A 21949-nucleotide genomic window follows, 5' to 3' on the forward strand; every position below is an offset into this window, starting at 1 on the left:
CTAGAATTAGTACAACCATTATTCATAAAAAAAATGAAAATTATACATAAAAAGTGAAAGCTTCTTCGATTAAATCGAAGAAGCTTTCACTTTTTCAGTGGCCTCATTCAATTCAGGGATCATCTTCTTAAAACCGCCTAGGCTTTTTTAAAAATGTCCTTTACAACGGGTACACTTTAAAGCGGTCAGGGCCTTTTCCTTCCACGTGCAAGGGTTAAAACAAAAGGAAAAAGCAAGTAGCGGTCATGGTGTATTATGCGTAGCAGCGACTTATATGTCGAAAAATTAAATTGGATATGTATATACTTGTACCATTATTTTTAACTATTAATATATGTAATCACTTCATTTATATAACAACCTAAAGGTTGTACAGAATCAACAATTAAATAATGAGAATCAGATGGTTTTCTACTATTTTCAATCCATTCCTTAAATAATTCTTCAGATTCTACATGCTGAATTTGAGTAATCATCCGCTTCCGGTTTTTTAACCGATTATTAATTTCATGCATATCATTCAGATAACATTCAACATATTTGTATTTTGCATGATGTTTTTTAGACACAGCTGTCCCCTTTTCTACCATTTCTACATACAAACAAGGACTATCAAGTATCACATCATGCCCTTGTGACAGATGAAAATCTATTAACGCCCATTCAATATCATACGAAATTTTACCAGCAATCCTTGTATCGATATCATCTACTCCAAAAGATTCTAACAGTGCCGATTTCACAATATCATGGTCTATTATAATTGCACCTGTCATTTTTGCTATTTCCCTAGCCAAAGTTGACTTACCCGAACCTGGAAAACCTGACATTTGAAGAAAAAACATATGAATACTCCTTCCATATTACTTTAGTCTTTCATTGTTCAACTCTACTTTTTAGCGCAAACTACTTTCATTATAATCAAGTAAATTAGAAATAATCTTTCATTAATTCTTTCATCCATATTGGAGAACGAGTATCTTCTCTTGAATCAAACTCTGATACATAAGGCTTAATATCTAGGACTGGCGTCTTATTATTCGCATCTAATCCTTTTACAATCATTACATTATCATCAATCGATACTATCTCAACGGTAGAAATACCAATTGGATTCGGACGATACTTTGTTCTTTGTGCAAAACATCCCTTTTCATCTAAAGATTCTATCCCTCTCGGTTTTCTAATCCAAGACTGCGTCTTTTCCTTAAATTGATCCATATAAAAAATAACGATCGCATGTGAATATTCTTCTAATCCAACTAGTCCTTCTTTATATTCCGGATGGATAATGATAGTTGAAACAACTTCCCCCCATCGTTCATATACCTTTTCATCAATCATTGATGCTACTTCACCTATAGAGGACATATTTATTACATTCAATCTTTGGTTCTCCTTTCTTTACATGGTGTACACTTATCGGCAGTAAATGAAATATCTTCTTCATTTTGGATTCTAACACCTATATTTCTTATTTTTTTACAACCCCAAAAGTAATTTTCATACTCGGAGCATAGTTTAAAGAGGAATTAATGTCGAATACCTCAGAAAATCGTAGTTCTGCTTTATACTGTTCATATGCCTCATTACATGCAGCCCCTCGATTTATTAAGCGGTCAATAAACTCTTCTCTTTCAGCGGGAGCTTACCTAGTCCTTCTTCTTTGAGAGAATCATATAGTCTCTGCTTATCTGTTTGGTTTGCGTTAGAGTCAAGAAAATTAACTTTATCGCTAACTCGACAATCAATATTTTTAACACCTAATTTACTTAAGTATGTCGGTAATTTAGTTATTGCCTAACAATATATCCCGTATTTCCGTCACATCTGATACGATTGCACTCGGAATATGTGTAGTAGCTTTGGAAAGGCCCTTTGTATTCACCCAAATGGCGTCCATCCCAGCTTCTATTGGTCCAACTACGTCATGAGTCCAAGAATCACCAATAAAAAGAGTCTCCCCTGGCTTTTTACCAAATCGTTCTAATGCCAGTAAATAGATTTCTGGATCTGGCTTTCTGTAACCTAATTGTTCCGCATGAAGTATTGCGCTGTTGCCGAATACTTCAGACAGTCTCATTTGGAAAATTTTTAATCGCGGATCATATAATCCATTGCTGACTATTCCAAGGTTATAATGTGTTTTTAACTCATTTAATAAACTTGTAATTGAATTATTTATACCAATGCAAGACATACTAGTTTTAAGAAACAGTGCATCAATCTCATCAATAACTTCTACATCAGGTAACACATGAAAATGAGCAAAAGCATGCTTCCACCTAGCTCTTCTAAATTCAACTGGGGTTAGTTCTCGATTCTTAAAACGCTCCAATAAAGACGTAGGAATATGCAACTTTTTTTCAAGGAATATAGATGCATCAAGGTTTTTTGTTATAGGATGCATTTCAAGAGTCTTAATTAGCCCAGCATTAAACCAAGTGGAATCCAGAAGTGTATCGTCCAAATCGAATAAGAGTAAACTATACTTATTCAATTCTCTCCCCCCTTTATATCATGTTATTTTCTACAGTGATAATATTCCAATTTAAGAAAAATCTTTTATATTTTCCTTCTATTATACTACACATACTAATCTCAAAAGCATAAAAAAACACCTCCAAATAGAGGAGGTGCTCACTTAGCAAATACGCGGGAACATGGTGCCTGATAATCGAGTCAGCATTCGTTTAGAGCCAATAGGAGTTTCCAAAAGTAGCTGCCCTTTGCCTTTGCTGGTGATGCTGCCAATGATGGTAGCATCTTTTCCTTCGGGGCGGGATTTTAATATATCGATTACTTTTTCTTTCTGGCTGTCTGCAACGATAAAAATGGCTTTCCCTTCATTTGCAAGATAAAGAGGATCGAAGCCTAGAATGTCACAGGCACCATGTACCTCTTGTTTAATCGGCAGAGACCGTTCATTAATTGTCATCGTAATTTGAAAATCTTCAGCAATTTCTACAAGTGTTGTTGCAAGACCACCTCTCGTTGGATCCCGCATAATACGAACAGTCCCGCATTGCTGAAGTACGCTGTCAATCATGCCATTTAGTGAAGCACAATCGCTTAAGGTAGGAGCTGTTATCCCTAAATCTCCTCTTGCTGTTAGGACTGCAATGCCGTGATCGCCAATCGTTCCTGAGATGATAATAGCATCTCCTTCTTCAAAGACAAGGCTGCAGCCTTTATTGTGTTCATACACGCCAATCCCAGTGGTGTTAATATACACACCGTCGGCACTTCCCTTTTCAACTACCTTTGTGTCACCAGCAACAATCGTAACACCCGTTTTTTTCGCTTCATTCGCCATATCGATTACGATTTTCTTTAAATCAGCAATTGGAAAACCTTCTTCAATAACAAAGCCGCACGTTAGATAAAGCGGCCTTGCACCACTCACAGCTAAATCATTGATCGTACCAGCAACGGCTAATTTCCCAATCGAACCGCCTGGAAAGAAAATTGGCTTAATGACGAAGGAATCGGTTGTGACAGCAACGTTTCCGGTTGGAATATACAATGGTGCTGCATCAAACAATGCTGTATCCTTCTTACCAAATGCAGCTACAAATACATCACGAATGAGACGATGCGTTAATTCTCCTCCATCTCCGTGCGCCAAGTTGATGAACGTTTCCATTACAAACTCTCCCTCATATATTGATAATAGGCGGCACAACTACCCTCTGCCGATACCATGCATGGACCAATTGGATTTAACGGCTGACATGCTTTTCCAAACAAATGGCATTCACTCGGTGAAATCAAACCTCTTATGACTTCCCCGCAACGGCATTTTGTTTTCCGAGGTTCTCCTACTTCCACCTTAAACCGCTTTTTTGCATTATACAAATCATATTCTTTCTTTAAATCTAATCCGCTATTTGGAATAATGCCGATGCCGCGCCATGCTTCATCACAAGTTGTTAAATATGTTTCCATCCATTGCTTAGCAACTTCATTTCCGCTTTCACTTACAACCGATGAATAATTATTTTCAATAGCAGTCTTTTCTTGTAATGCTAAATCAATGAGTTTATAAATGGTAGACAGCAATTCAGCTGTTTCAAATCCTGTGATGCTACCTGACATATTATACTCTTCAACTAAATAGTTATAGGATGATTCCCCTAACACAATAGACACATGTCCTGGAAGGATAAAACCATCGAGTTTTACATCCCCTGCTTCTAGTAAATAGCGAAGAACGGGCTCTACCAATTTCGTTGTCATCCAAATAGAAAAATTCGTAATCCCTCTCTTCTTTGCTTCTCCAACCATTAGTGTAAGAATCGGAATGGTTGTTTCAAACCCAACACCTAAAAAGATGACTTCTTTATCCGGATTTTCTTCAGCGATTGTAACCGTATCGATCGGAGAATAGACAACCCGAATATCACTGCCAGCAATTTTTTTATCTAGCAGAGTTTTGTTCGACCCAGGCACGCGCATCATATCACCAAACGTGCAAATAATGCGGTTATCTTCATCGCTAAGCGCAATCATTGCATCAATAGACTTTTGATCCGTTACGCAGACCGGACATCCTGGACCAGATATTAAATTTACATCAGCCTTTAGGCATTGCTTTACTCCCGTTTTAGCAAGTGCCATCGTATGAGAACCGCATACTTCCATGAAAGCCGGCTTCCGTCCAAACTTCTTTTGAAATTCCTTCGCTTTTTCAAGAACTGCTTCCACAAGCGGCATACATATGCCTGGATCATTCGACTGTTTCAGAATTTCGAGCATCGACCAACTTCCTCCATTCCAACACGCTATCTTTTGCATATTGTTCATCGACAATACTCATCGCTTGACCTGCATGAACAATAACAAATTCCCCTTCTTCTACTTCTGGGACGAAAATAATCCCAACGGTCGTTTGTGATCCCATCACATCAACTACCGCCGTATATTCCATTTTTTTCATAACCTTCGCCGGTACTCCTACACACATGACTGAGCCCTCCTTTTCGCCGCTGCAACGGCCAATTGACCATATGATAAAGCGCCATCATTGCACGGCACTTGTTCTGGTACATATACGGTAAATTTTCGTTTCGTTAATTCTTCTCGTAATCGTTTGCGCAAATAACGATTGTGTAAGCTACCACCGCCGAGTACGACGGCTTTGCTTCGCTCAGGTTGTGTACTAGCTATCCTTTCTATTGCGGTAAGAATAGACTGGACAACCGTTTCATGAAAGCGACCGCTAATATTTGCTGCCTCTTCACCTGCTAAAACATCACGCACAATTTCTTTAATCATTGCTTTCATTTGAATTGTAACAAGCTCGTCTTCTATGTATTCATACGAATATGGCTCGTACACGCATGTTTCATCCACTAATTCTGAGAGCAATATTGCCGCCTCTCCGTCATAGCTCGCAATTTTTGTAATCCCGCATAGCGCGCTAACTGCATCAAACAAGCGACCGCATGTACCAGCTTGAATAATATTTATATGCTTTTCTATCATTTTCTTTAAAATATGAATTTCTTTCTCTTTATCTGGAAATAGAAGGATTACTAAGCTTTCTCCTTCTTCCCCAAGCAAAAATAGCAGCATAGCGACTGCATTTCGCCACGGTTCACGAATACACGCTTCCCCGCCAGGAAGAGGTGTATATTGCAAATGAGCAAGTCTTTCCGCACTGCTGGCATCTCCATAAAAAATTTCAAATCCCCAAATGTTTCCGTCAAGTCCGTATCCGGTTCCATCAAGGATAACTCCATAGGCCTTTCCTGTAAGATGGTGTTCCTCCATACATGCGGCCATATGGGCATGATGATGCTGCACTTCTAGCACTGTATGAAATCCTTCAATAAGCTGTCTCGTTGCATAGCCTGGATGTATATCGATAACTGCGATATCCTGCTCTGTATCCATCCATTTCATTAAATGGTTATACTCCTGCAAGTAATGATTCATTGTTTCCACATTTTCCAAATCACCAATGTGCGGTCCAAGAAAAATTTGCTCATTTCTTCCAATTGTAAAAGTTGTTTTCTGTTGTCCGCCAAAGGCAACCATTCCAGATACACCATGACTTGCCGCAAAAGGATCAGGAACATAGCCCCTAGCTCTTCGGAAAAAATCTAAGCGACCGTCGTTTACTTGCACAACCGAATCATCAACAGGGTGAAGGATGTCTCGATCATGAACAAGAAAATAATCAGCGATTCCGTTTAAGTAAGTCAGCGCTTCATTATCTTTATAGAGAATCGGCATCCCGGAAAGATTAGCACTCGTCATGACAAAGCAACCATTCTCATTATACTTAAAGAGCAAATGATGGAGCGGTGTATAGGGCAGCATCACGCCGACTGTCGTCATGTTTGGCGCTATATTTTCTGCAAGTTTACCTTCTTTTTTCTTTACAATTACAATAGGCGCTTCTGGACTTTTCAACAAATTTCTTTCTGCCTCATTCACATAAGCAAAAGTATCAATTGCAAGAACAGAGGCAGCCATAACTGCAAGTGGCCGTGCCGGACGTTCTTTTCGTTTTCGTAGCAGTGCCACAGCCTGTTCATTTGTTGCATCGCAGCAAAGATGATAGCCGCCGAGTCCCTTTATCGCCAGTATATGCCCCGCTTGTATCAACCGCACGGCTTCTTGAATCGGTTGCTTCATTTCAAGCTTATGTCCATGCTGACCCAAAAGTGTAACTTTCGGACCACATGAAGGACAAGCGATAGGTTGAGCATGATGGCGCCGATTCGTTGGATCTTCATACTCTCTTTGGCAATCGGAACACATCGCAAAGTTCTTCATCACCGTGTACGGCCGGTCATAGGGCAATTCTTCAATAATGGTATATCGCGGTCCACACTGCGTACAATTGATAAAAGGATATTCATAACGGAAATTGTCCTTATCATTCATCTCTTGTAAACAATCATCACATACTGCAGAATCAATTGGGATGACAAGGGATGAAGTTCCCTGACGCTCGCTATCAATAATGATAAACTCGGCTCTATCGGTTGGTTCTATATTTACTACAGTTATGTTATGAATACGCGAGAGACGGGGCGCTTTACTTTGCAGCTCTAACAAAAACTGCTGCACATCCGCCTTCTCTCCTTGTGCTGTAATTCTTACACCGTCCATATTGTTTTGTACTTTTCCCGCTAGATGATATTCATGGGCAAGCTGGTATACAAATGGACGAAATCCAACTCCTTGCACCCTCCCGCGGATACTAACATTTACTGCGTACATTTTTTATACGCCTCTTGAATCCATTCATACCATTCTTCCAGTCCGATTTCTGATCTTGCTGAAAGAGGAATAAGCGTTGAATTTGGGTTAATCTCCATTAAATCCTTCTTTGCTTCCTCCACATTAAAATCAAGATAAGGGAGTAAATCAATTTTGTTAAGAAGAACTAGCTCCGTACGTATAAACATTTGCGGATATTTCGGAATCTTATCATTTCCTTCAGGAACACTAAGAACCGCAACTTTATGGTTCTGTCCCAAATCATATCCAGATGGACAGACAAGGTTCCCTACATTCTCAATAAATAATATATCAATCTCATCTAAATCCAGTTCGCCAAGACTTGCTGCAACCATTCGTGCATCCAAATGGCAGCCGCCATACGTGTTAATTTGGACAGCCTTCGCTCCCATTGCGCGAATACGATTAGCATCTCGCTCCGTTGCTAAGTCTCCTTCAATAACAGCAATACGATAGGATCCAGATAACGCCTTTACCGTTTCCTCTAACAACGTCGTTTTACCAGCTCCAGGAGAACTCATTAAATTAATCACAAGTGTATTTGTTTTTTCAAAAAGATCGCGGTTAAATTCAGCCGCTTTATTATTGTTCGTTAATACATCTGTTCGTAACGTTATATTCATCAATCATCGTTCCCCTCATAAGATAAAATTTGAAATGTTTCCCCCGCTAATACCTTGCCAGATGGAATGTTACAGTTCGGGCACAATGCGATTTTCTGGGTAGGATGATATGTCAAACCGCATATAACACATTCCGCCTTCGCTTCCTCTGTATGAATAATTAATTGTGCTACGCCGCTAAATAGATGTGGGTTTTGATCACGAAAAATTTCGAAGGCCATCTGCAATGCATCTGGCATCGCATTGCTAATTTCTCCTACAATTAATTCAATTTTCTTTATTTGTATGATATTTCTTTTTGCGGCATCCTCTTGAACAAGCTGCAAAATATCTCCCATCAATGACATTTCATGCATCACAATCACCTTTTACTGTTGTCTGTAAAACCAACAACATACATTTGGTCCTTCCTTTTTATCTGTAACCTTTGGACAAATAATTCCCCGCCCAGTGTTTTAAAATCGTAATCCTTGTCACAAATCGTACATGTCGCCCGATGATCATACATACGAACTTGAATGAGATTGGAGCAAATCGGACAAATACCGCTAATAGCATGAGGCTTTTCTTCATGTGAGAAAACGATAATCGCTTTGCCAGAAGCAAAGCGAACTTCCGGCCCGATAATCATTTCATCAACTTTCATCACAGGTACCCATGTAATTCCGAGTGCTCGATCTGCCGCCTCTTCCACTTTTTTTAAATCATCCTTTAAAAAAGGCTCATACACATATTTCACGGTTTGAAATATACTTCCCGCCACTTCTTTAAAAAAATCGAGACGATTCATGATATATGTCTCCAACGATTCACTTGATGCATAACTGCTTGCGCTAAATCTCCTAGTTTTGCCTGGTTCGTTTCCGTTAATTCCACACCAAGCTCTAATGAAGTGGGCTGCATGCCAAACATAATAATCTTTTTCGGATAGCGCTCTCTGAATTTCGCTGCAAATAACACTTCCTGGAAGCCCATTTGATGAACGGACATCTTTATACCAAAATAAGCAGGAATTTCATCCCCTTCTAATGAAAGAATGGTTCCGCCTTCTACACCTGCATTAATCGCATCAATAATAATAAGATTTTCCGCTTCCTCAACCGGACCTAGAAGCTTCATCCCATCCGTTAATCCCTCTATAATCTCAATTTGCTTATCATCCTTATACGCTTCTTCAAGCAGTGGCAGCAAATGAATGCCAACACCCTCATCTGTGAAGAGGGTGTTGCCAATTCCAAGTATCGTAATTTTCGCTTCCTTATTTTGATTCATCATTCTTATCTCCAACTATTTTTTTTGGTTCGGTCTTATAGCCTGTAAACATCGACGAAATGGTACCATTTCGTTCCATATAATCATCACGAACTGCCATATAGACATGAATAACTGTAAATAACATAAACGCCCATGCCACTAAGTGGTGCCAAGAACGAATCGTATAGCTATCTCCGCCAAATAGAGTCGGAATCCAAACAAATAGCTTAGCCCAGAATGATTCTGGCTGCGGCTCAAAATACATATAATAGCCTGTTAGCATCATTACCCAAGAACCAAGACCTATAAAAATCCAATAGCTAAGCTGCGCCAGTGGATTGTGGCCGATGTAATGCGGCTTTTTATTTTTTAAGAATAAGTAAAATTTAATCGTTTCTAATACTTCTTTCCAAAACACCAAGCGAAATGGGTTCGATGTGGCAAATTTATTTCCTATAAACGCCCAGAACAATCGATAAAGAAGATTGATTGTGAAAAGAAATGCTGCAAAAAAGTGTATATATCTCGCCCATCCCATGAGATAGGAGTAATATGCTTCCTCTTGTACGCTTGAACTAACAAATGGTTTTCCAATATAAATTCCCGTTATCATGAGCAAGATAATTGCCACTACGTTAATCCAATGAAACACTCGCACCGGTAATTGCCATACATAAACTTTGACGACATCTTTTGTTTTCTTATATTGAACTGGACGTTCTGGATGAAGCGTCACCTCGCTGTTTTTTTCTGGAACAATCGTATTGGTGTTATGTGTTGTTGGCATGAGGTCTGACATAATGTGTCTCCTCCTAACCTAGTCGGATTTCAGTTGTTTTATTAGACTCTAAATCTGTTAAATGCACTGCACAAGCAAGACAAGGATCAAAAGAATGAATAATCCGTAAAATTTCTAATGGCTGTTCCTTATTCAACATCGGTGTTCCCTTCAATGCCGCTTCGTAAGCTCCAAGATTATTGTTATGATCACGAGGCGATGCATTCCAAGTAGATGGAACAACAGCTTGATAGTTTTTTGTTTTTTCATTTTCAATATCAATCCAGTGCCCTAGTGCTCCGCGCGGTGCCTCAACCCAACCAACTCCTTTTGTTTTCTTCGGCCAACTGCTTGGCTCCCATTTTGTACGATCAAATGTGACCTGGTTTCCATTCTTCACATTATTAAGTAATTCATCCATATCATGTCGAATCCAATTCGATAGAAGAATCGTTTCGAGCGCGCGTGCCACTGTACGACCAAGTGCTGATTTCATTGCAGTAATTGGAAGATCTAGCTTTTTCAACGTGTCGTCCATCAAGCTTATAATCTCTTTATCTCCTGCTGCATAACCAACCATCATCCGAGCCAGCGGACCTGTTTCCATCGGCTGATTCTTCCAGCGCGGTGTTTTCAGCCAACTATATTGCTTATTCGTATCCAGATTCTTATACGGTGCTTTCGGTCCTGTATAATGAAGGGACGTTTCTCCTTCAAACGGATGCTTTCCAATCCCACTGCCTTCCTTGCCATCATATGTATACCAAGAATGATCAATAAACTCTTTCACCTGTTCAGGATCTTTGAGATTTATATCATGTACTTCATTCATATTTCCATTTAAAATAATTCCTCTTGGGAATCGGTATGATTTCGTATCATATATGCTGCGCGTAGAGAAATCACCATAGCATAAATAGTTATCTAATCCGCCGCCATATGTCCAATCTTTATAGTAAGAACCGATAGCAATTACGTCAGGCACATACACTTGACTTACGAATTCACGAGCTTGGTCAATAATTTGAGATACATGCATTAATCGTTCTGCATGAATACCATTGTCACTATTAATATCCAGTGGAGTTGCCATACCGCCTACTACATAGTGAGGATGTGGATTTTTGCCTCCAAAAATCGTTTGTACTTTTACAACTTCTTTTTGCCAGTCCAATGCTTCTAGATAGTGAGCAACTGCTAATAAATTCACTTCTGGTGGAAGTTTATATGCATTATGTCCCCAATATCCATTCGCAAAGATGCCAAGCTGTCCGCTATCTACAAGCTTCTTTACTTTGTTTTGCACATCTGCAAAATAACCGGGGGAAGATTTTGGCCAACTTGAAATCGATTGTGCAATTCGTGATGTTTCAGAAGGATTTGCCTTTAACGCACTTATTACATCGACCCAGTCTAACGCATGCAAATGATAAAAGTGAACAACATGGTCATGAAAGAAGATTACCATATTCATAATGTCTCGTATCAAGTGAGCGTTTCTCGGAATTTTAATTTCTAATGCATCCTCAACAGCCCGAAGTGACGCAAGAGCATGAGTCGATGTACAAACACCGCAAATACGTTGAATGTACGCCCATACGTCACGAGGGTCACGGTCTCGAACGATTAACTCCAGTCCCCGAACCGCTGTCCCTGAACTAAATGCATCCTTAATCATTCCCCTATCATCGATATCTACCTCAACACGAAGATGGCCTTCAATTCTCGTAACTGGATCTACTACTATACGCTCGCTCATTCGTCTTCCCCTCGTTTGTCATCGATTTTTTTCTTAATTACAGTTCCTGCTGCATGAACAGCAATACCTGCTGTCGTAACACCAACGGCTGCTAATCCAATCGTATCCGGATTAATCGTTGTTTGTGAGCCAGGAATTTTCGCTCTTCTTGTGTAGAAAGGACCATTATCCCAGAATCCCTTTTCCGAACAGCCAATACAAGGATTTCCCGATTGAATCGGATAGCTAACCCCGCCATTCCAGCGCATTTCAGCACAGGAATTATAAGTTGTTGGCCCTTTACAGCCAACCTTATATAAGCAATATCCTTGCTTTGCTCCTTCATCATCGAAGGACTCTACAAACAAGCCTGCATCAAAATAGGCACGACGGTTACATTTATCATGGATACGATGGCGATAAAATGCCTTCGGACGTCCGAGATGATCTAATTCTGGCAATTTTCCGAACGTTATAATGTGCGCTATCACACCAGTCATTACCTCTGCAATCGGCGGGCAACCTGGAACGAGAATAGTAGGTGTGCTCGTTTGAAAGCTCGTAATTGGTTTTGCCCCTGTTGGATTTGGATAAGCAGCAGGAATGCCACCCCATGCAGAACAAGATCCATAGGCAATGACCGCTTGTGCGTTCGAAGCCATTTCAATAAAGGTATCTTTTCCTGATTTCCCTCCAATGTTTAAGAAGCCCTCTTGGGGAATACTTCCTTCAACAGCAAGAACATACTTTCCTTTATATTTTTTCAGCACCTGTTCCATCGCTGCTTCAATTTGAAATCCAGATGCAGCCGAAAGAACTTCTGTGTATTCGAGTGAAATCATATCAAATAAAACGCTTTCAACTTTAGGTTGCGAAGAACGGATAAACGACTCTGAACAGCCTGTACAATCTTGGAATTGCAGCCATACTACAGGAACTCTTGTACTCGTCTCCATCGCCTTTACGACTTTATCCGTTTTTGAGAAATCGAGACCAATCGCCGCAGCCAATACAGTGCACATTTTCAAAAAATCTCTTCGGGTAACCCCATTATCCATCGCAGTTTCATAGATTGTTTTCTGCTTTTCCATTTACTAGCCCCCTCCATTTTCCATGGAACAAGTAGGTAATACCCTGAAATTCAGGGTAAATGTAACATACTAACCACATTTTCGTCTTGATATGGAAGAATTGTTTACCCAAAACTCTTTCATCACTTTTCATAACTATTTGATCGCATCCCCTTGCTCGTAAACAGTCCATTCTTTCTCTTCTTCCTGCCTGCGCTTCAATTGCTTTCGAAAAACAAACTTAGAAAGAGAAATACTGATTTCATACAGCACTAATAACGGGATAGTTACGATAAAATCGGACACGAAATCTGGCGGCGTAATGACAACAGCAATTACAGCCAGAACAAAATAGGCATACTTCCGAATGGTTGATAATACATAAGGATTTAAAATACCGAGCGAAGTTAAAAACATAACTACAACTGGAAGCTCGAATAAAACCCCAAACGGCAATGTCACATTCATCAGAAATTGAAAATATTTCTCTACTGTAAATTGAGCCTCAAACATATCCTGACCCAAATGAAGCAAAAATGAAAGAATCATAGGGAATATAACAAAATAGCCAAACGCAAGCCCGATGATAAATAAGAAAAAGAGTGCTGGTACATATGTAAGCGTAACCTTTCTCTCCTTCGGACGCAGCGCAGGACGTACAAACAACCATATCTGCACTGCAATGACAGGGATTGTACCTGCAATTGCAACCACCGTCGCAAGCATAAAATACACCCATAATATATCACTTGGTCCGAGTACCGATAGTTTCATATCTATCCCCTTTGCAAACCATTTATAAATATCAGTGGCAAACATGAACCCAACGATAAAAAAAACGACAAATGCAACAGCTGATATGATAATTCGTTTGCGCAATTCCTCTAAATGGTCTACAATTTGCAATTCTTTATCTATCATCCTCTTCCCCTACCCATTCACAATGGTTACGGCTACCACTTCACAAAAAAACGACTCGCATAAAAACACGAAATCGCTTTCATGTAAAAGTAAAACCGTAGACATTCCACATTCTTCCTACTACACCTTACTTTGTTTCAACTTTTTGCTCTTCTTTCTTCTCGAGCTTTACTTCACTTACCACATCATCCCTTAATTCAGCTGTAGATTTCTTAAATTCTTTCAACGTTTGACCAAGCGCACGGCCAATTTCAGGGAGCTTCTTAGGGCCAAATAAAATAAGTGCAAGAGTTAGAATTAAAATTAAACCAGGAACACCAATATTAGAAAACATGCATATTCACCCCTTCACTTCCGAAGTATATTTCCAAATTAATTATAGTATTATTTTGGTAAATTAAATCCTAAATAGTGGAAAGTTCACAAGAAGTTCGAATATGAACGAAATGTGTCTGTTTTGTTGTTCGTGTAAAAAGGTGCTTTTCATATTGATTTGCACATCAATAAACTAGTGGCAACAACATCGTAATTATCTATTAAACTTTTTTCTTAACTTAACGCCCCTGCTACATATATTCATTTTCATTTTTCGACACCTTTGTCTAGCTCTGCCTCCTAGGCCCTCATATCTAAAAATCTAAACAGTCGGCTCCGCTTTTCTTTATGATCCAGCTCCAGCGGCTATGCAGCATATAACATGACCGCTACTTGCTTTCTCCTTTTGTTTTAAACCTTGCCTGAGGCAGAAAAAGGTCCTGACCGCTATGCATGGCCAGATGCTCTCGCCCTCCTAAAAAAAAGTGGGTTTTATATCGATTTTTTAATTTATATTTATATAGTTTAAGAAGAATTTATGAATTTATTCACTTTTATAATAGTAATTTATTTTTATCTGTTATAATTTACCTTTGAAATGACATTCCTGCATTGTATTTGGTTGAATGTTACTTCTTATTTACTAACATTTATAACGTTTCATCTCACAAGTTATATTATTAAAGGAGGTATTTGAATGGAGATGAGTTTTCTATCCATTCTGGCTTTAGGATTTGTACTTGGAATCAAGCATGCAATTGAGCCGGATCATGTAATCGCTGTTTCTACTATTGCTAGTCAAAGTAAAAAATTATTTCGCTCCACTTTAGCGGGAGTATTCTGGGGAATAGGTCATACTGCTACATTATTTATCATTGGAATTATTCTTATTTTTATGAAAGGTGAAATACCAGAAAAGTGGGCGATGTCATTAGAATTTTTAGTAGGTATTATGCTCGTTTATCTTGGTGTGACCACCGTCTTCTCTTTAAAAAATCTTCATGTACATCAGCACGAACATAATGGAGAAGAACATAAGCATATCCACTCTCATATACATAGCGGTAAACATGAGCATCAACACCAACATAAAAATGTTTCCTATTTAAAATCCATGTTCATCGGCTTAGTGCACGGACTTGCTGGAAGCGGAGCAATGGTTCTATTAACTATGAGTACGGTGAAAAATGTTTGGGAAGCGGCTATTTATATTCTTATATTTGGTGTAGGAACTGTTATCGGGATGCTTTTCTTTACAACAATTATTGGGATTCCATTTGTTTTTAGTGCAAAAAAAATAAGTCTGAATAAAACACTCACCCAAATAACCGGGAGCATCAGTATAGTGTTTGGAATATATTACATGTACAACATAGGGGTGACAGAAGGGCTGTTTAAACTTTGGATCCAATAGCAATTTTAAAAGTATAAAAAGAGATGGGTTTCCCATCTCTTTTTATACTTTTAATTCATTTTTTTCTAATCCGATCCGCCATAACTGACAACAAAAACTTCGGCAGTAACAATAAATCTTGGTTTCTCGTTCTTTTCTGATACCCAATCTTTTAGTATATGTACTACCTGCTTATACTCCAAACTACAAAATGGTATTCCTTTTATGTATTGTTGTTTCATTTCCTAAAGATAATCCCCTTCTATTATTTAACTATTTTCTGTTTAAATTGGCCAACATAACCCCATTATTACAAAAACAAAATCCGTGAACGCTTGTAATAAGTTCACGGGGCGGTAGTTCATTCCCTTCTTCCAATTAACTTTACTGTTTCGAGATCGTAATTCGTATAAATTGTTGTCATCAATTCATTTCCCCTTATTATAGACGATTATTCAAAATGTGCTTCATACAACCGAACAATCTCAAGCGAGTTATCACACTCCTGCAACCTTTTCACTAAACTTTCCACACCAAATATTTCGGTAAACGTATGACTACCCACGATAAGATTAATCTTTTTAAACTGCGCATATTGAACTGTATACAACGTCTTCTCTCCCGTAATGTATGTATCGCAACCACTTTCTAGCGCCGCTTGAATATGATCAGTTGAATGACCTGCTCCTGTTATGATTCCAACTCGTTTTACATCTTTATTATTATTTTTCCACGCCTTCACTTTTTCACCGAGTTTACTTTCTACTCTTTCTACAAGTTCTGCAAATGGAATTGGGTTTGTATATTCACCAACGCCCGGTAATTCTTCATCATCACAAGAAGAATACGTTATCATTTCATCAATTTCGATTGTATGAAATAACGACGTACAAGTTCCAAATTCAACAAAGTCTAACGGTGAATGTATCCAAAAGTGATTGATGTTATATTCTTTCAGTTTAATTAGACAAGCTTCTTCCATTCCGTATAGAAACTCCCATGCATCATGATGTGTTATCATCATATCTACATTTTCTTTCTTTTCTTCTTCAATCGTTTCAAGTGTTAAATTAGTAGCATAACCAATCTTTTGAAAATGGTCATTGCTTACGTTTGTTACCCCAAATTGATCCCCGTACTTACGTAAATGTTCTCCAAATAGTTCTTCAATGTGCTGGTTAAATTGTTCTATATGCATATTTTCCTCTCCCCTTAATCATCTCATTTCCGCAAAAATTATAATTCTATGACTCTATCGCATACTTGTGCTACATATGGATCATGCGTGACAATAACAATTGTCTTTCCTTCTTTATTTAGATTTTTTAAAATTTGTATAATTTCATTTCTATTGTTATCATCTAAAGAGCCTGTTGGTTCATCGGCCAATATTAATTCGCAAGGCTTTAGAAGTATCCTTGCTATGGCAACTCTTTGCTGTTCCCCTCCTGAAAGCTCATGTATTTTTTGCTGTAATGATACACTCAGTCCAACTTTTTCTAAGGCGACTGTTTTCAGTTCTTTCTTTTCCTTCTTTGTTTTTTTCGCATAAATCAAGGGGATTTCTAAATTTTTATTTACAGTATCATTGTCGATAAGTGCATAATTTTGAAAGAGATACGACATTCTTGTTCTCAGAAGCTTATTTGCTTTACTAGAACCCATACTGGGACGCTCTTCACCAAATAATTTAACGACTCCGCTATCTGGATTTTCGAGCATCCCCATAATATTAAGAATCGTTGTTTTACCAGATCCGCTCTTTCCAGTAATCGCAACCATTTCCCCTTCGCAAATTTTCAAATTAAACTTATCTAATATCGCACGATTTCCATAACTTTTACTAACATCTATCAATTCACATATATATTGCATTCGTTTCTATTAACCTCCCTTTATCACCGCTGTTTTATTTCTTCGTTCCATAGTAATTAATGCGATAATCGACGCGGTAATTTCAATTAATATAAGCATAGCCACCACCGCAAGTAATTTCATATCAAACTCTTTTTTTACGATGAAGCAAATTGATAGTTGCACAATCCACGTTAGTACAAATAACAACATGTATCCCTTGTATGTTCTAAAAAAACCTACGCCAAATAAGCGATGCACCACTATTTTCTGCTGATTTTTATTGAAGTATATAATCATATTTTGTGTGACCAAAAATAATATGCCGACAATTAATACACTAGTAACCGTCAATAGCATTTTCATTGTTTTTTGCAGATCGTATATATCTTTTAAAATATCTTGGTCAACTGTTACAAGATATTTTAAGTTATCATCTACCCCTAACCTTTTAAGCTCTGGTTCCAATGTCTTATATGTTAATCCTGCATCTCTGTCAATTAACTTAATCTTTAAAGGATCTTTCGCCCCTCCGCCTAATATAAGATCTCTTTCTCCAACAAAACTATTCTTCTCTGTCATTACCTCAATAATTTCATCTCTAATTTTGTTATTGTCAGATTTATATACATCTGGATTGAAACTAAAGATTTCCTGATTATTCTTTATCCAAATCATTTCTATTTTTCGATTGCGTAAATGATTTGGAACTTCTCTATGCATTCTTTTTTCTTCATATTCTATTTTTGGTTGTCTACGCTCTTCAAAATAACGAAAGATTTCTTTTTCCCTGTTCCGGTATTTTTCAGGTACTAATAAAATCCAGTTTTCTGCATCTTCAGAAACTTGCACTTGCTTATCATTCATGTCATATAGGTGAAATTCACGAAGATAATTATTATTCACTGTAACTGACCGTATTCCTTTATAATCTTTATTTCTAGCCAATTCTATTTCTTCATAATCCTTGGAATCAATTAATACCGCTCCCCTTTTATTTAAAATAGGATACAGATCGCCATTTATACTTGACTCCGTTTTATGCATCCCTTGTTGACCTTCATCATTCCCTACAGAAAGCGGATAAAAGACACCATAATCTTTGTTTTTCTCCCAATTTTTTAAATTCTCTTCTTTTTCTTTTACCGTAATATACTGTTCTAAAATAGGTGCTCCTAATAAAATAAATATGATAGAGCAAGTTACTTTCAACAGCGTATTTAATACAAATATCCCTTTTGTATCTTTTCTATTTTTAATAATTTGATTGACTTTAATTTTGGAAATATAAAAATATGAAACGAGAGATAATATTGTAATGATGAGATACGTTTTACATTGATCGAACACAATGGTGTAGATAAACCCTGCAGTTACATTTTTTACGAAAGCAGCTGCAAGTATGGAAATACATAACGATAAAACAAACATACTAGCAATGGTTCTACCTATAACGATAAACCATAAACGTACATTCGATATGCCGTGCATTTTTATAATACCAATTCTTTTTGATTCATTAAAAACATAGTAAATCAGAAAAAATAAAAGAACGATAAACACGATATATTGAATATAGGATAAATAGCTGATGGGTGAACCGATAGCATCTTCGTTATTACTAAGATTACGTTTAAAATCATCAGCAGTAATATACTGTTTTGGCTTAAAATGCTGATTTAGCTTTTGGGAGAAAAGCTTCAAAAAGGCATTGTATGATTCATCATCTACTACTTCTACAAAATATCTCCCTGCCATTGGAAATTGTTCATAAGACGCTTGAAGTGGTCTCATTGTAATCTTATGATTATCCCCAAAATCCTTTATAACCCCTTTTTGGTTTGTATCCTTCGTATGTACTGTCGATAAAAAAGCATCACCTTGCAATGTGTCTTTCGGCTTTACTATATTTCCGCTACTTAACTGAAACTGTTTGAAATATGCCGTTTCAGTTGTTAGTAACACATACTTCAAAACTTCTGCCTGTTCATCTTTGTGATACGTAACATTTGTACGAAAAATATTTGTATGTGACTCCTTTGCTGCATCAAGCAATATAGGATAAATTTCACTAGGATTTGCAAAACCCAGCACATCCGGGATAATGAATTCTTTACCTATCTTCTGTTCTACCTTTTCCATTTTTTCGAATTCTTTATGATCGGTTTGTTGAAATGCAATAAACCCTGACAATATAGAAGCTACAATAAGAAAAAACACAACTACTTTTTTCATAACACCCTCCCTTGTCATATTTTAGTATATTTTAAGAAAAATGGAAACACCAAGGCAAATATTGTCTATATACCTTTATTTCCAATTATTATTTTTCATTTCAAAATGAAATTTATTAATAACTTGCACACAATCATTCGAAAATTATTGAAAATAAAATTCAAAAAATATAGAATAAAATAAAAAAGGAGGATGAGCAATGAAAGTAATGAACTTAAATGCGACAAGAGAAACTTATTCTGTTCAGATTAAACATTCGATTTTATTCGAAATGGGATTGGGTATTGCGGCTTTTACGTATTACGATTTTCACCATACTTTTGAAAAACCGATAGAGTATTGGAAGGACATTGAGAAAAAATTACCTGCGGCCGTTCGCAAAGAACTACAGTATACACACAAGTACAACACATGGTTCGCTTTGCTGCAATTACTTCACTCCCGTACTTTTGATTCTCTTGAAAGTTTCTTTCATTTTATTGACGAACTAACTGAAGAAGAATTACGTTGGCACTCTCTGCCTTATATCGGCTTACAGCATGAAGATCATCGGCAAAAAGCATCCCAGCAAGACAGTGCAGCTATTACTTCCCTTATAAAAGCTTGTCAACATCATAAATTCTTTCCATCATACATGAAACATATTTCATCTATTGATACTTCCTTGCTAAAACAACATTTAAAAATCATCTCTGAAGGTTGGTATGAAACTGTGATACAACCTAATTACATAGAATTTACCAGTATGCTTGAACGTGATGCCCAGCAAAAACGTGCACTTCAATCAACGTATCATCCAGAGGAGCTTGTCAAATATATAACCGGTAGTCCGTATCAACCTGAGCCTTCTATTCATCAAGTTATACTTATCCCGCAATATGTGTACCGGCCTTGGAATGTAGAAACGGCTTTACCAGGGATGAAAGTATTTTATTATCCGATCTCAGACGATAATGTGAGTTTAATAGAAGATTCTTATTCTCCGCCTTCTACATTAGTTCATAGTTATAAAGCACTTGGAGATGAAACGCGATTAAAAATTATAAAATTGCTAACAGAAAGAGATCATTCACTTCAAGAGCTAACCGAGCAGCTCAAAATTCCAAAAACGACTCTTCATCATCATTTGTCTTTACTTCGAGCAGCACGCATCATTGATGGCAAAGGTTCTCGGTACTATATACAGCTTGATCATTTAACTTCTCTCCAGGAAAAATTACAGCGTTTTCTAGAAAAGGGGTGAACAAATGAAGGAGAATCAACATGTATTTACGAATCGTTCTTTTTTATGTTTATGGCTCGGGGAAACCATTTCTGAACTTGGAGGAGCGATAGGCGCTTTATGTAATTCGTTATTATTGTACGAAATTACCGGATCTAAATCAGCTATGGGGACGCTATGGTTAACGTATTTTATCCCGTCTTTAATTCTTCAGCTTTTTATTGGCCCATTCATTGACAGGATAAGTCGTAAATACATTATGTTGTGGTCTCAAATTTTAAGAGGAATGATGTTCTTCTTACCCGTTCTTCTTATGTTTTCAGGTCAGATTGAAATTTGGAGTTTGTTCGTTATTCAAGTTGTACTTGGAATTTTGCAGCCTCTTTATGTTCCAGCTGCATCAGCCCTGCTTCCTACAATTGTCGAACATCATAAACTCACACAAGCAAATGCTTGGCTTGACGGCACAGTCCGAACAATGAGCTTCTTAGCTCCTACATTAGGAGGACTCATCATTGCTTACATAGGAGCTTCATCTACTTATATAATGGTAGGAATTTTATTTCTTATAAGTGCCAGTAGCCTCGCTTATCTTCATGAGCCTTCAGTCACACACGATAGTAAAAAGGCGGCTTGGTTAAAACAAATCATTTCTGGATATCGATATTTTTTCAAGCAACGTTCGCTTATATGGCTTGGATTCTTTACCTCTTTAGTTCAATTTAGCGTTGGGGTAACGATGGTAATCAATGTCCCATATATAATAGAAGAATTAAGCGGAACATCTTTTTCATATGGTATCTTCATGGGGAGCTTTCCTTTCGGATATGTAATTGGGTCTTTCCTAGTCGGTAAATGGGGAAATACAGGGTCACAAAGATATATTATGCTTTCCGGTCTATTTATGGGCGGATTATCTTTTTTCTTACTTGGCTTTGTAACATCCTTTCCTCTTGCGGTTTTATGCGAAATTCTTGGAGGTATTTGTTTCCCGTTTTTCAATATTCATCAAACGAGTCTTCTTCAAAAAATCGTCCCTTCTCATCTGATGGGACAAATATTTTCTGTTCGCCTCTTCTTAATCCGAGCTACTATGCCTTTAGGTATTTTATTTGCAGGGCAAATTGTTGAAATATCAGGGATCCGTTTTTTGTATATCATGATTGGTAGCTTTATTATTATTCCTGCTTTATTTGGTATGTTACTTCCCTTCTTTTCCTTTTTAGATGAGAAAAAAGAGAGTGTTATTAACACATAGTTTTCTTTATGACATCAAAAAGTCAGTATAA

The 21949-nt window shown here is 37.5% G+C and carries 22 protein-coding genes and 2 pseudogenes; 3 read left to right on the top strand and 21 right to left on the bottom strand.

Annotation, left to right across the window (positions count from 1 at the left end):
* Window positions 1–320 precede the first annotated feature (320 nt).
* The 17 genes and pseudogenes from MR076_RS23160 to tatA all read right to left on the bottom strand — a co-directional run bounded on the left by MR076_RS23160 (window position 321) and on the right by tatA (window position 13975).
* On the bottom strand, window positions 321–845 hold the full coding sequence (locus tag MR076_RS23160) for a P-loop nucleotide/nucleoside kinase family protein (RefSeq protein WP_242224579.1): 525 nt from the start codon (window positions 843–845) through the stop codon (window positions 321–323).
* Between the two features lie 85 nt (window positions 846–930).
* Window positions 931–1386 (bottom strand): tRNA (N6-threonylcarbamoyladenosine(37)-N6)-methyltransferase TrmO, encoded by a 456-nt coding sequence (tsaA, locus tag MR076_RS23165; protein ID WP_242224582.1) that lies wholly within the window; start codon window positions 1384–1386, stop codon window positions 931–933.
* Between the two features lie 88 nt (window positions 1387–1474).
* Window positions 1475–1791, bottom strand: a pseudogene (locus MR076_RS23170) (class I SAM-dependent methyltransferase); the annotation flags it as partial.
* Window positions 1790–2500, bottom strand: a complete 711-nt coding sequence (locus MR076_RS23175; protein WP_242224584.1) for an HAD family hydrolase — start codon at window positions 2498–2500, stop codon at window positions 1790–1792. The gene MR076_RS23175 and the pseudogene MR076_RS23170, both read right to left, overlap by 2 nt.
* A 144-nt stretch (window positions 2501–2644) precedes the next feature.
* Complete coding sequence (gene hypE, locus MR076_RS23180; protein ID WP_242224586.1) at window positions 2645–3646, bottom strand: hydrogenase expression/formation protein HypE; 1002 nt, start codon at window positions 3644–3646, stop codon at window positions 2645–2647.
* Window positions 3646–4758: a hydrogenase formation protein HypD gene (hypD, locus tag MR076_RS23185; protein WP_242224588.1), complete on the bottom strand. Its 1113-nt coding sequence runs from the start codon at window positions 4756–4758 to the stop codon at window positions 3646–3648. The genes hypE and hypD overlap by 1 nt, the downstream gene beginning before the upstream one ends.
* Window positions 4730–4966: a HypC/HybG/HupF family hydrogenase formation chaperone gene (locus MR076_RS23190; protein WP_242224590.1), complete on the bottom strand. Its 237-nt coding sequence runs from the start codon at window positions 4964–4966 to the stop codon at window positions 4730–4732. The genes hypD and MR076_RS23190 overlap by 29 nt, the downstream gene beginning before the upstream one ends.
* Window positions 4957–7236, bottom strand: coding sequence for a carbamoyltransferase HypF (hypF, locus tag MR076_RS23195; protein ID WP_242224592.1), 2280 nt, complete (start codon window positions 7234–7236; stop codon window positions 4957–4959). The genes MR076_RS23190 and hypF overlap by 10 nt, the downstream gene beginning before the upstream one ends.
* A complete protein-coding gene (hypB, locus tag MR076_RS23200) occupies window positions 7224–7880 on the bottom strand; it encodes a hydrogenase nickel incorporation protein HypB (protein WP_242224655.1) in 657 nt (218 codons plus the stop codon). Before hypB ends, hypF begins: the two co-directional genes overlap by 13 nt.
* A complete protein-coding gene (locus MR076_RS23205) occupies window positions 7880–8236 on the bottom strand; it encodes a hydrogenase maturation nickel metallochaperone HypA/HybF (protein ID WP_242224594.1) in 357 nt (118 codons plus the stop codon). The genes hypB and MR076_RS23205 overlap by 1 nt, the downstream gene beginning before the upstream one ends.
* A 5-nt stretch (window positions 8237–8241) precedes the next feature.
* Complete coding sequence (locus MR076_RS23210; protein ID WP_242224595.1) at window positions 8242–8670, bottom strand: hypothetical protein; 429 nt, start codon at window positions 8668–8670, stop codon at window positions 8242–8244.
* Window positions 8667–9152: a HyaD/HybD family hydrogenase maturation endopeptidase gene (locus MR076_RS23215; RefSeq protein ID WP_242224596.1), complete on the bottom strand. Its 486-nt coding sequence runs from the start codon at window positions 9150–9152 to the stop codon at window positions 8667–8669. The genes MR076_RS23210 and MR076_RS23215 overlap by 4 nt, the downstream gene beginning before the upstream one ends.
* Window positions 9139–9933 (bottom strand): Ni/Fe-hydrogenase, b-type cytochrome subunit, encoded by a 795-nt coding sequence (cybH, locus tag MR076_RS23220; RefSeq protein ID WP_242224597.1) that lies wholly within the window; start codon window positions 9931–9933, stop codon window positions 9139–9141. Before cybH ends, MR076_RS23215 begins: the two co-directional genes overlap by 14 nt.
* A gap of 13 nt (window positions 9934–9946) precedes the next feature.
* A complete protein-coding gene (locus tag MR076_RS23225) occupies window positions 9947–11671 on the bottom strand; it encodes a nickel-dependent hydrogenase large subunit (RefSeq protein WP_242224601.1) in 1725 nt (574 codons plus the stop codon).
* Window positions 11668–12741 (bottom strand): hydrogenase small subunit, encoded by a 1074-nt coding sequence (locus MR076_RS23230; protein WP_242224604.1) that lies wholly within the window; start codon window positions 12739–12741, stop codon window positions 11668–11670. Before MR076_RS23230 ends, MR076_RS23225 begins: the two co-directional genes overlap by 4 nt.
* Window positions 12742–12876: 135 nt before the next feature.
* Window positions 12877–13641, bottom strand: coding sequence for a twin-arginine translocase subunit TatC (gene tatC / locus MR076_RS23235; RefSeq protein WP_242224607.1), 765 nt, complete (start codon window positions 13639–13641; stop codon window positions 12877–12879).
* Window positions 13642–13768: 127 nt separating this feature from the next.
* Window positions 13769–13975: a twin-arginine translocase TatA/TatE family subunit gene (gene tatA, locus MR076_RS23240; protein WP_242224608.1), complete on the bottom strand. Its 207-nt coding sequence runs from the start codon at window positions 13973–13975 to the stop codon at window positions 13769–13771.
* A gap of 678 nt (window positions 13976–14653) precedes the next feature.
* On the opposite strand from tatA, the gene MR076_RS23245 reads away from it, so the two are divergent.
* Window positions 14654–15370 (top strand): HoxN/HupN/NixA family nickel/cobalt transporter, encoded by a 717-nt coding sequence (locus tag MR076_RS23245; protein ID WP_242224610.1) that lies wholly within the window; start codon window positions 14654–14656, stop codon window positions 15368–15370.
* Between the two features lie 86 nt (window positions 15371–15456).
* Here MR076_RS23245 and MR076_RS26885 read toward each other — a convergent pair.
* The 4 genes and pseudogenes from MR076_RS26885 to MR076_RS23260 all read right to left on the bottom strand — a co-directional run.
* A pseudogene (locus MR076_RS26885) lies at window positions 15457–15591 on the bottom strand (WecB/TagA/CpsF family glycosyltransferase); the annotation flags it as partial.
* Window positions 15592–15800: 209 nt separating this feature from the next.
* A complete protein-coding gene (locus MR076_RS23250; RefSeq protein WP_242224612.1) occupies window positions 15801–16547 on the bottom strand; it encodes a Nif3-like dinuclear metal center hexameric protein in 747 nt (248 codons plus the stop codon).
* A 38-nt stretch (window positions 16548–16585) separates the two neighbouring features.
* Window positions 16586–17224, bottom strand: a complete 639-nt coding sequence (locus MR076_RS23255) for an ABC transporter ATP-binding protein (RefSeq protein ID WP_242224614.1) — start codon at window positions 17222–17224, stop codon at window positions 16586–16588.
* A 9-nt stretch (window positions 17225–17233) separates the two neighbouring features.
* A complete protein-coding gene (locus MR076_RS23260) occupies window positions 17234–19438 on the bottom strand; it encodes a bacteriocin-associated integral membrane family protein (RefSeq protein ID WP_242224616.1) in 2205 nt (734 codons plus the stop codon).
* 199 nt (window positions 19439–19637) lie between these two features.
* On the opposite strand from MR076_RS23260, the gene MR076_RS23265 reads away from it, so the two are divergent.
* On the top strand, window positions 19638–20681 hold the full coding sequence (locus tag MR076_RS23265) for an ArsR/SmtB family transcription factor (RefSeq protein WP_242224617.1): 1044 nt from the start codon (window positions 19638–19640) through the stop codon (window positions 20679–20681).
* Window positions 20682–20685: 4 nt separating this feature from the next.
* Window positions 20686–21918 carry an MFS transporter gene (locus MR076_RS23270; RefSeq protein ID WP_242224620.1) on the top strand — a complete coding sequence of 411 codons (1233 nt, stop codon included), beginning with the start codon at window positions 20686–20688 and terminating at the stop codon, window positions 21916–21918.
* Window positions 21919–21949 lie beyond the last annotated feature (31 nt).

Origin of the sequence: Bacillus cereus group sp. BfR-BA-01380 (genome assembly GCF_022663535.1) — a bacterium.
Taxonomy (GTDB): Bacteria; Bacillota; Bacilli; order Bacillales; family Bacillaceae_G; genus Bacillus_A; species Bacillus_A cereus_BB.

Bases quoted from the DNA above. Each gene is read 5' to 3' on its own strand.
- MR076_RS23255 (WP_242224614.1), bottom strand. From the start codon at position 17,224: ATGCAATATATATGTGAATTGATAGATGTTAGTAAAAGTTATGGAAAT.
- MR076_RS23245 (WP_242224610.1), top strand. From the start codon at position 14,654: ATGGAGATGAGTTTTCTATCCATTCTGGCTTTAGGATTTGTACTTGGA.
- hypB (WP_242224655.1), bottom strand. From the start codon at position 7,880: ATGAATATAACGTTACGAACAGATGTATTAACGAACAATAATAAAGCG.
- hypE (WP_242224586.1), bottom strand. From the start codon at position 3,646: ATGGAAACGTTCATCAACTTGGCGCACGGAGATGGAGGAGAATTAACG.
- tatC (WP_242224607.1), bottom strand. From the start codon at position 13,641: ATGATAGATAAAGAATTGCAAATTGTAGACCATTTAGAGGAATTGCGC.
- hypD (WP_242224588.1), bottom strand. From the start codon at position 4,758: ATGCTCGAAATTCTGAAACAGTCGAATGATCCAGGCATATGTATGCCG.
- MR076_RS23230 (WP_242224604.1), bottom strand. From the start codon at position 12,741: ATGGAAAAGCAGAAAACAATCTATGAAACTGCGATGGATAATGGGGTT.
- MR076_RS23215 (WP_242224596.1), bottom strand. From the start codon at position 9,152: ATGAATCAAAATAAGGAAGCGAAAATTACGATACTTGGAATTGGCAAC.
- MR076_RS23260 (WP_242224616.1), bottom strand. From the start codon at position 19,438: ATGAAAAAAGTAGTTGTGTTTTTTCTTATTGTAGCTTCTATATTGTCA.
- MR076_RS23205 (WP_242224594.1), bottom strand. From the start codon at position 8,236: ATGCATGAAATGTCATTGATGGGAGATATTTTGCAGCTTGTTCAAGAG.
- MR076_RS23210 (WP_242224595.1), bottom strand. From the start codon at position 8,670: ATGAATCGTCTCGATTTTTTTAAAGAAGTGGCGGGAAGTATATTTCAA.
- MR076_RS23160 (WP_242224579.1), bottom strand. From the start codon at position 845: ATGTTTTTTCTTCAAATGTCAGGTTTTCCAGGTTCGGGTAAGTCAACT.
- tatA (WP_242224608.1), bottom strand. From the start codon at position 13,975: ATGTTTTCTAATATTGGTGTTCCTGGTTTAATTTTAATTCTAACTCTT.
- MR076_RS23190 (WP_242224590.1), bottom strand. From the start codon at position 4,966: ATGTGTGTAGGAGTACCGGCGAAGGTTATGAAAAAAATGGAATATACG.
- cybH (WP_242224597.1), bottom strand. From the start codon at position 9,933: ATGTCAGACCTCATGCCAACAACACATAACACCAATACGATTGTTCCA.
- MR076_RS23270 (WP_242224620.1), top strand. From the start codon at position 20,686: ATGAAGGAGAATCAACATGTATTTACGAATCGTTCTTTTTTATGTTTA.
- MR076_RS23250 (WP_242224612.1), bottom strand. From the start codon at position 16,547: ATGCATATAGAACAATTTAACCAGCACATTGAAGAACTATTTGGAGAA.
- hypF (WP_242224592.1), bottom strand. From the start codon at position 7,236: ATGTACGCAGTAAATGTTAGTATCCGCGGGAGGGTGCAAGGAGTTGGA.
- MR076_RS23225 (WP_242224601.1), bottom strand. From the start codon at position 11,671: ATGAGCGAGCGTATAGTAGTAGATCCAGTTACGAGAATTGAAGGCCAT.
- MR076_RS23265 (WP_242224617.1), top strand. From the start codon at position 19,638: ATGAAAGTAATGAACTTAAATGCGACAAGAGAAACTTATTCTGTTCAG.